General features: G+C 72.1%; 8 protein-coding genes. 7 read left to right on the top strand and 1 reads right to left on the bottom strand.

The genetic code is table 11. From position 1 onward, the window contains the following. Positions 1-113 precede the first annotated feature (113 nt). From AC2CJA_RS07750 to AC2CJA_RS07760, 3 genes are all read left to right on the top strand, one after another. Complete coding sequence (locus AC2CJA_RS07750) at positions 114-1,490, top strand: AI-2E family transporter (RefSeq protein ID WP_484601926.1); 1,377 nt, start codon at positions 114-116, stop codon at positions 1,488-1,490. A 171-nt stretch (positions 1,491-1,661) separates the two neighbouring features. After that, entirely contained in the window at positions 1,662-2,606 is a 945-nt protein-coding gene (locus tag AC2CJA_RS07755) for an SPFH domain-containing protein (RefSeq protein ID WP_484601927.1), read from the top strand. Beyond that, a complete protein-coding gene (locus AC2CJA_RS07760; protein WP_484601928.1) occupies positions 2,603-2,869 on the top strand; it encodes a type II toxin-antitoxin system antitoxin in 267 nt (88 codons plus the stop codon). The genes AC2CJA_RS07755 and AC2CJA_RS07760 overlap by 4 nt, the downstream gene beginning before the upstream one ends. 141 nt (positions 2,870-3,010) lie before the next feature. On the opposite strand, the gene AC2CJA_RS07765 is transcribed toward AC2CJA_RS07760, so the two are convergent. Further along, positions 3,011-3,655: a DUF1707 SHOCT-like domain-containing protein gene (locus AC2CJA_RS07765; protein WP_484601929.1), complete on the bottom strand. Its 645-nt coding sequence runs from the start codon at positions 3,653-3,655 to the stop codon at positions 3,011-3,013. A gap of 151 nt (positions 3,656-3,806) precedes the next feature. Here AC2CJA_RS07765 and AC2CJA_RS07770 point away from each other — a divergent pair, with 151 nt between their 5' ends. The 4 genes from AC2CJA_RS07770 to AC2CJA_RS07785 all read left to right on the top strand — a co-directional run bounded on the left by AC2CJA_RS07770 (position 3,807) and on the right by AC2CJA_RS07785 (position 8,584). Further along, a complete protein-coding gene (locus tag AC2CJA_RS07770) occupies positions 3,807-5,513 on the top strand; it encodes a fumarate hydratase (protein ID WP_484601930.1) in 1,707 nt (568 codons plus the stop codon). Between the two features lie 26 nt (positions 5,514-5,539). After that, positions 5,540-6,946 carry a class II fumarate hydratase gene (locus tag AC2CJA_RS07775; RefSeq protein ID WP_484601931.1) on the top strand — a complete coding sequence of 469 codons (1,407 nt, stop codon included), beginning with the start codon at positions 5,540-5,542 and terminating at the stop codon, positions 6,944-6,946. An 81-nt stretch (positions 6,947-7,027) separates the two neighbouring features. Then, positions 7,028-7,729 carry a cytidylyl-2-hydroxypropylphosphonate hydrolase gene (gene fomD / locus AC2CJA_RS07780; RefSeq protein WP_484601932.1) on the top strand — a complete coding sequence of 234 codons (702 nt, stop codon included), beginning with the start codon at positions 7,028-7,030 and terminating at the stop codon, positions 7,727-7,729. A 135-nt stretch (positions 7,730-7,864) separates the two neighbouring features. Beyond that, a complete protein-coding gene (locus AC2CJA_RS07785) occupies positions 7,865-8,584 on the top strand; it encodes a class I SAM-dependent methyltransferase (RefSeq protein WP_484601933.1) in 720 nt (239 codons plus the stop codon). The last annotated feature ends 134 nt before the right edge of the window (positions 8,585-8,718 follow it).

Raw genomic sequence — 8,718 nt, forward strand, 5'->3', positions numbered from 1 at the left:
CCCAGTAGCGTCGTCCCCAGACGGGACGGGCCGATACGGCGGACACGCCGGGTCGGAGTGGAACGGGCCATACTGGATCCGGTCGAACAGGACACGGGGGCGAAGGAAGCGGCATGTCGAGACTTCGGGGTCTTAAGACGGGGGTGTCGCGTGCCGCCACCCGGCTGTCCGAGCGGCTGGCGCGCGAGGAGGGGAACGACGAAGGCGCCATGGCGCCTCCTCCGTCCGCCCCGCCGGCCGGGCCGCCCTTCGGCGCCTCCGATCCCGCGGCTCCCGCCGGGCCGCCCCCGCCCGCGACCATGGTGCCGTGGGGGGTGAGGGTGGCGGCCGAAGCCGGGTGGCGGCTGCTGATCCTGGCCGGGGTCATCTACGTCCTGATGAAGGTGATCAGCGCCATCAGTCTGGTCGTCCTCGCCTTCACCGTCGGCCTGCTGCTGACCGCGCTGCTCCAGCCGACGGCCGCCAGGCTGCGGCGGCTGGGAACAGGGCGCGGACTGGCCGCCGCGATCACCTTCGTGACGGGCGTGGCACTGCTGGGTCTGGTGGGCTGGTTCGTGGTCTGGCAGGTCCTGGAGAACCTCGACGACCTCACCCGGCAGGTCCAGGACGGCATCGACGAGCTGAAGACCTGGCTGCTCAACAGCCCCTTCCACGTCACCGAGGCGCAGATCAACAACATCGCCGACAGCCTCAACGACTGGCTCGGCAGCAACAGCCAGGAGATCACCAGTGCGGGGCTCCAGGGCGTGACGGTGGTCCTGGAGTTCTTCTCCGGCGCGCTGCTGGCGATGTTCGTGACGATCTTCCTGCTCTACGACGGCCGGAACGTGTGGAACTGGACGCTCAACTTCGTGCCCCGGGCCGCTCGCGACGCCGTGGCGGGTGCCGGGCCCAGGGCGTGGATGACGCTCACCAGCTATGTGCGCGGCACGGTGCTGGTGGCCTTCATCGACGGCTTCTTCATCGGTCTCGGGCTGTACTTCCTGGACGTCCCGATGGCCGTGCCGCTGGCCGTGTTCATCTTCCTGTTCTCCTTCGTCCCCATCGTGGGTGCGGTGGTCTCCGGGGCGCTGGCGGTGGTGGTGGCGTTCGTGGCCAACGGCGTGGTCTCCGCCCTGCTCGTCCTGGCGGTCGTGCTGGCGGTGCAGCAACTGGAGGGGCATGTGCTCCAGCCGCTCATCCTCGGCAGGCTGGTGCGCGTGCATCCCCTGGGCGTGGTGCTGGCGGTGACGGGGGGCAGCCTGATCGCGGGCATTCCCGGCGCGGTGACGGCGGTGCCGCTGGTGGCGGTGCTCAAGTCCGTCGTCGTCTCCCTGAAGTCGTACGCGGCGGCCCATACCGTGCCCGCCGGAACCTTCGAACCGTCGTCCGCCGTGCCGCCACCCGCCGCCGAGGGGCCCAGGTCGCCCACGTCACCCGCGACCGTGCCGCCCCCGGAGCCGGAGGAGAACGGGGAGTCCGGCGGCCCGTCGCGGGACGAGGGACGGTAGCCCTTCTTCCGGAGGCGTCCCGGCGGTATCCCGAACGCATGGCGCTCCGCCCGGGCCCCGCCGTCCGGCGGGGCCCGGGCGTTTCCGCACCCCCCTACCCCGAGGAAGCGGCACCGCGATAAAGTGCTATCACTTTGCTATAAGACAGCTTCATGGAAACGGGGGACCGCCATGTCCGTTGAGACCGCACAGACCGTCAGAGAGCTTCCCGAGATGCCCGCTCCGCAGGTGCGTGAGAGGTCCGCGCACTCCGTCCCCGGCGGACTCGCCCTGCTGCTGGGGCTGCTGGGTCTGCTGGCCGGGGGCGGCGCCGTGGTGGGAGGTGCGCTGCTTGTCGAGGGCGGCGCGCGCGGCATCGGGGTGACGCTGGTCGTCGCCGGGGTGCTGCTGATGATCGGCTCGGTCTTCGCCATGGCCGGCCTCAACATGGTCGCGCCGGGGGAGGCCCGGGTCGTCCAGCTCTTCGGGCGCTACACCGGCACCATCCGCAAGGACGGTCTGCGCTGGGTGAACCCGCTGACCACCCGTAAGAAGGTCTCCACCCGGGTCCGCAACCACGAGACGGCGATCCTCAAGGTCAACGACGCCTACGGCAACCCGGTCGAGCTGGCGGCCGTCGTCGTCTGGCAGGTGGAGGACACCGCGCAGGCCACCTTCGAGGTGGACGACTTCGTGGAGTTCGTCTCCACCCAGACCGAGGCGGCCGTGCGGCACATCGCCATCGAGTACCCCTACGACGCCTACGACGAGGACGGGCTGTCCCTGCGCGGCAACGCCGAGGAGATCACGGAGAAGCTCGCGGTCGAGCTGACCGCCCGGGTGCGGGCGGCGGGTGTGCGGATCGTCGAGTCGCGCTTCACGCACCTGGCGTACGCTCCTGAGATCGCCGCCGCGATGCTCCAGCGCCAGCAGGCGGGCGCGGTGGTCGCGGCGCGCCGGACCATCGTGGAAGGGGCGTGCGGCATGGTCGAGGAGGCCGTGGGGCGGATCGCCTCCCAGGACTTCGTCGAGCTGGACGAGGAGCGCAAGGCCGCCATGGTGAGCAATCTGCTGGTGGTGCTCTGCGGTGACCGCTCCCCGCAGCCGGTCCTCAACACGGGCTCGCTCTACCAGTGAGCGCCCGGCCGGAGGGGCCGCCGGAGGACGGCGGCCCCGGGCGGGAGGGGGCGCGGCGGCCCCGGCGCGAGCGCCGGCAGATGCTGCTGCGGCTGGACCCCGCCGTCCATGACGCGCTCGCGAAGTGGGCGGCGGACGAACTGCGCAGCACCAACGCCCAGGTCGACTACCTGCTGCGCAGGGCCCTGAACGAGGCGGGGCGCATGCCGGGGGACGCCCGCCCCCATCCGCGCCGGGGGCGCCCGCCGCACCCGGAGGAGTAGCCCGCGAAGCCCGCGCGTGGCACCGGGCGTGAGCCCGCCGCACACCGCCCGTACGGCCCGGACAGGGGGAGGGCCGTACGGGCGGTCGCGTGCGCGCACCCGCCCGGCAGGCCGTCGGGGAGGCGCTGTCGGGGACAGGCGTCAGCGGCGCAGGTCCCGCAGGCGCTTGCCACGCTTCGCCTTCGCCTCGACCCCGCCGAAGACCGCCGCGCCGCGGACCACGACCACCGGTGCGTCGGGATCCGCCGACTCCCTGGCCTCCACGTCGTAGCCGCCCAGGATCCCGCTGCCCGAGCCGCGCAGGGTCACGTTCTCCGGGACCTTGATCTCGATGCCGCCGAAGACGGCCGTGGCGTTGACGACGAGTTCCCGCCGCTCGAAGAGCGCCTCGGTCAGGTCGATCTCGACCCCGCCGAACAGCGCGAAGGCGTTGGTCCTCGCCCCCACCCGGCGGCGCCCCTTGCGCGAGGCCCCGCCGAAGACCGCGATCACGTTGTCGCCGCACCGGCCGGACGCCGGGCGGCCCGAGCGGGCAGCCATCTCCCGTCCGGCCGGCAGATCGCGGACCAGCGGCCGCAGCTCGCCCACCGTCCTGGCCCGGCATGCCGCGTCGATCCGCTCGGCGTGCTCGCCGGTGTCCAGCCGTCCCTCCGCGAGCGCCTCGCGGAGGATCTCCAGCACCCGGTCGCGGTCGGCGTCGGAGGCGCGTACGTCCGCCCCGGCCGCCGGGGGCGCGGCGGGGGGCCGTTCCGCGGGCTGCTTGCGCAGGGAGGTCTTCTCGTCCACGCCGCCACCCTAGCGAACGCGATACATCGCGACCAGTGCCGCGTCGGCCGGGGTGCGGCCGGCCCGGCGGCTGAGCCGCACCTCACACCACCGCCACCCGTTCGGGGGTCATACCCTGTGATGCGCCACCGTCGAGAGGAAGAGACCGTCCATGCCTGCCGACCCCCGACCGTCCCGCGCGGCCGCCCCCCGCCCGGCCTCCGAGGAGTTCGACCACACCGAACTCCTCCCCCTGGGCGAGGACACCACCCCCTACCGCCTGGTCACCGCCGAGGGCGTCAGCACCTTCGAGGCGGGCGGACGCACCTTCCTCAAGGTCGAGCCGGAGGCACTGCGCAAGCTCGCGGCCGAGGCGATGCACGACATCTCCCACTACCTGCGCCCGGCCCACCTGGCCCAGCTCCGCCGCATCCTGGACGATCCCGAGGCCTCCCCCAACGACCGCTTCGTGGCGCTGGACCTGCTGAGGAACGCCAACATCGCCGCCGCCGGCGTCCTGCCGATGTGCCAGGACACCGGCACCGCGATCGTGATGGGCAAGCGCGGCCAGAACGTGCTGACCGAGGGCGACGACGAAAAGGCCCTGTCCGGCGGCGTCTTCGACGCCTACCACCAGCTCAACCTGCGCTACTCCCAGATGGCCCCGCTGACCATGTGGGAGGAGAGGAACACCGGCACCAACCTGCCCGCGCAGATCGAGCTGTACGCCACCGACGGCGACGCCTACAGGTTCCTGTTCATGGCCAAGGGCGGCGGCAGCGCCAACAAGTCCTTCCTCTACCAGGAGACCAAGGCCGTCCTGAACGAGGGAGCCATGATGCGCTTCCTGGAGGAGAGGATCCGCTCCCTGGGCACGGCCGCCTGCCCGCCGTACCACCTGGCGATCGTCGTCGGGGGCACCTCGGCCGAGTACGCGCTCAAGACCGCCAAGTACGCCTCCGCGCACTACCTGGACTCCCTGCCCACCGAAGGCTCCCCGGCCGGCCACGGCTTCCGGGACCTCCAGCTGGAGGAGAAGGTCTTCGAGCTCACCCAGAGACTGGGCATCGGCGCCCAGTTCGGCGGCAAGTACTTCTGCCACGACGTGCGCGTGGTCCGCCTGCCCCGCCACGGCGCCTCCTGCCCGGTGGCCATCGCCGTCTCCTGCTCCGCCGACCGCCAGGCCCTGGCGAAGATCACCGCCGAGGGGGTCTTCCTGGAGGAGCTGGAGAGGGACCCGGCGCGTTTCCTGCCCGACACCACCGACGCCGACCTCGACTCGGACGTGGTGCGGATCGACCTCGACCGGCCGATGGACGAGATCCGCGCCGAGCTGTCCAAGTATCCGGTCAAGACCCGGCTGTCCCTGAGCGGCTCGCTGGTCGTCGCCCGCGACATCGCCCACGCCAAGATCAAGGAGCGACTGGACGCGGGCGAGGGGATGCCGGCCTACCTGCGCGACCACGCCGTGTACTACGCGGGTCCGGCCAAGACCCCGCAGGGTTACGCCTCGGGCTCCTTCGGCCCGACCACCGCCGGCCGCATGGACGCCTACGTCGAGCAGTTCCAGGCCGCGGGCGGCTCCTTCGTCATGCTGGCCAAGGGCAACCGCAGCAAGCAGGTCACCGACGCCTGCGCGAAGCACGGCGGCTTCTACCTCGGCTCCATCGGCGGCCCGGCCGCGCGCCTGGCCCAGGACTGCATCAGGAAGGTGGAGGTCCTGGAGTACGAGGAGCTGGGCATGGAGGCGGTCTGGCGGATCGAGGTCGAGGACTTCCCCGCCTTCGTCGTCGTCGACGACAAGGGCAACGACTTCTTCACCGACCCCGGCCCGGCCCAGCCGTTCGTCACCTCCATCCCGGTGCGTTCCGCGGACTGACCGGCCCGCCCGGTTAGATTCGTCCCATGACCGGGACGAGCGACGACAAGCAGCAATACCGGATCGAACACGACTCCATGGGCGAGGTGCGGGTGCCCGCCCACGCCAGGTGGCGGGCACAGACGCAGCGCGCCGTGGAGAACTTCCCCCTGTCGGGCCGGCGCCTGGAACGCGCGCACATCCAGGCGCTGGCCCGGATCAAGGCCGCCGCGGCCCGGGTCAACGCCGAGCTCGGCGTCCTGGACGCGGGTCTGGCCCGGGCCGTCGAACAGGCCGCCGGGGAGGTCGCCGAGGGCCGCTGGGACGACCACTTCCCCGTGGACGTCTTCCAGACCGGCTCCGGTACCTCCTCCAACATGAACATGAACGAGGTGCTGGCCACGCTCGCGAGCGAGCGGCTGGGCGCGCCGGTGCACCCCAACGACCACGTCAACGCCAGCCAGTCCTCCAACGACGTCTTCCCCTCCTCCATCCACGTCGCGGCCACCGCCGCCGTCACCGGGGACCTGATCCCCGCGCTGGAACACCTGGCGGAAGCGCTGGAGCGCAAGGCGGAGGAGTTCGCCGAGGTCGTCAAGTCCGGCCGCACCCATCTGATGGACGCCACGCCCGTCACACTCGGCCAGGAGTTCGGCGGCTACGCGGCGCAGGTGCGCTACGGGGCGGAGCGGCTGCGCGCCTGCCTGCCGCGCCTGGCCGAGCTGCCGCTGGGCGGCACCGCGGTGGGCACCGGCATCAACACCCCGCCGGGTTTCTCCGCGGCCGTCATCGCCGAGGTCGCCCGCGCCACCGGGCTGCCGCTGACCGAGGCCCGCGACCACTTCGAGGCCCAGGGCGCCAGGGACGCCCTGGTGGAGACCTCCGGGCAGCTGCGCACCATCGCCGTGAGCCTGACCAAGATCTGCAACGATCTGCGCTGGATGTCCTCGGGCCCGCGCACCGGGCTGGCCGAGATCCGCCTGCCCGACCTCCAGCCCGGCTCCTCGATCATGCCCGGCAAGGTCAACCCGGTGGTCCCCGAGGCGGTCCTGATGGTCGCCGCGCAGGTGATGGGCAACGACGCCACGGTCGCGGTGGCCGGGGCGTCGGGCAACTTCGAGCTGAACGTCATGCTCCCCGTCATCGCCCGGAACCTGCTGGAGTCGATCCGGCTGCTGGCGAACTCCTCCCGGCTGCTGGCCGACCGCACGGTCGACGGCATCGAGGCCGACGCGGAGCGGGCCCGCGAGTACGCCGAGTCCTCCCCGTCCGTGGTGACCCCGCTCAACCGCTACATCGGCTACGAGGAGGCCGCGAAGGTCGCCAAGCGCTCCCTGGCCGAACGCAGGACGATCCGCGAGGTGGTCCTGGAGGCCGGCTACGTCGAGCGCGGCATGCTCACCCTGGAGCAGCTCGACCAGGCCCTGGACGTGCTGCGCATGACCCGCCCCTGACCCGCCCCTGAACCGAGGCACGGGGCCGGGCCGGGGCGCGGATCCTGGGCCCGGCCCCCGGACCGGGCCTAAAATCCGTGCATGACGGCGGACACGGCGGACACAACAGACACGGCGGATCACACACGGTCGGCGGGCGGCGCCCGCTGGAAGGCCGGCGAGCACATTCTGTGGCGGTACCGGGCCAACGGCGGGGACACCCTGCACATCTGCCGTCCCGTGACCGTCGTCCGCGACACCCCCGGACTGCTCGCCGTGTGGATGGCGCCGGGGACCGTCTGCGTCAAGCCGGAGCTCGCCGACGGCACTCCCGTGCACCGCGAGCCGCTCGCCACCCGTTACACCAAGCCGCGCCGGGTGGTGCGGTCGCGGTGGTTCGGGACCGGTGTCCTCAAGGTCGCGCGGGCCGGCGAACCCTGGTCGGTGTGGCTGTTCTGGGACCGCGGCTGGCGGTTCCGGAACTGGTACGTCAACCTGGAGGAGCCCCTGCGCCGCTGGGCGGGCGGTGTGGATTCCGAGGACCACTTCCTGGACATCACCGTCCACCCCGACCGCACCTGGCAGTGGCGGGACGAGGACGAGTTCGAGCAGGCGCAGCGCACCGGCCTGATGGACGCCGCCCAGGCCGAGCGCGTACGGGCCGCCGGGCGGCGCGCGGTGGAGGTGGTCCGCGCCTGGGGCAGCCCGTTCCGCGACGGCTGGGAGGACTGGCGGCCCGATCCCGTCTGGCGGATTCCCCGGCTGCCGCGCGACTGGGACCGCGAACCCGCACGGATCGGCTGAAAGGGCTGGTGGGGTCGCCGTGCGTCTCGCATGATGGCGGAGGACGTTCCGCGGTTCCTTGTTGTGCCCCGGGGCGTCGAAAGTAGGATCACCCCCGGACTCGGCGGAAAGCTCGTCACGGCGAACTCCCCGTCCATGCAAGGGATTTGGCGCACTGCCGCGAGAGGAGCCCCCAGCGTGAGCGACACGGAAGGCCACCAGGTGTACACGGGCTACGACAGAGCGGCGATCGACCGCGCCGGACAGGCCGATGCGTTCGACGCGATCGGCGACCGCTACGACGAGGTCTTTCCCCACAAGGAGGGGCAGCTGGCCGCGGGCGCCTGGCTGGCGGAGGGGCTGCCCGCCGGTTCGCGGGTGCTCGACGTCGGATGCGGCACCGGGGTCCCCACCGCCCGCCGGCTCGCCGAGGCCGGGCACCGGGTCACCGGCATCGACATCTCGCCCGGCATGATCGAGCTCGGCCGGGTCAACGTCCCCGGCGCCGACTTCCGCCTGATGGACCTCGCCGACCTGGAGCACGCCGGTCTGGGACCCTTCGACGGCGCCGCCGCCTTCTTCTCGCTGCTGATGCTGCCGCGCAAGGAGATCCCCGTCGCCCTGCGGATGCTGCACGCCCAGCTGCGCCCCGGCGGGCTGCTGGCACTCGGCATGGTCGAGGCGGACGTGGACGACTTCGCCATCCCGTTCCTGGGTCACACGATCCGGGTATCCGGTTACCTGCGGGAGGAGCTGCGCCAGGTGGTGTCCGACGCGGGCTTCGAGATCGACGGAGAGGAGACGTTCGCGTACGCGCCGGCCAGCACGGACGTCTCTCCCGAGATACAGGTTTTCCTGAACTGCCGACGCCCCTGAGTCCTCAAGCGCTGGGCCCGCCCGATGCACGGCGCGGCCCCGGACGGATGGAAACCCAACGCGTGACGGAGTATCCGACCCCCCGACAGTCCGCTGCCCGGCCGACGGGCGGCGGTGCTCGCACGGCCGCGCCC

This window comes from Streptomyces sp. ATLC9, from assembly GCF_057196705.1.

Excerpts from the sequence above, each read along its gene's own strand:
- AC2CJA_RS07750 (WP_484601926.1), top strand. The coding sequence starts at position 114 with ATGTCGAGACTTCGGGGTCTTAAGACGGGGGTGTCGCGTGCCGCCACC.
- AC2CJA_RS07755 (WP_484601927.1), top strand. The coding sequence starts at position 1,662 with ATGTCCGTTGAGACCGCACAGACCGTCAGAGAGCTTCCCGAGATGCCC.
- AC2CJA_RS07770 (WP_484601930.1), top strand. The coding sequence starts at position 3,807 with ATGCCTGCCGACCCCCGACCGTCCCGCGCGGCCGCCCCCCGCCCGGCC.
- AC2CJA_RS07775 (WP_484601931.1), top strand. The coding sequence starts at position 5,540 with ATGACCGGGACGAGCGACGACAAGCAGCAATACCGGATCGAACACGAC.
- fomD (WP_484601932.1), top strand. The coding sequence starts at position 7,028 with ATGACGGCGGACACGGCGGACACAACAGACACGGCGGATCACACACGG.
- AC2CJA_RS07785 (WP_484601933.1), top strand. The coding sequence starts at position 7,865 with ATGCAAGGGATTTGGCGCACTGCCGCGAGAGGAGCCCCCAGCGTGAGC.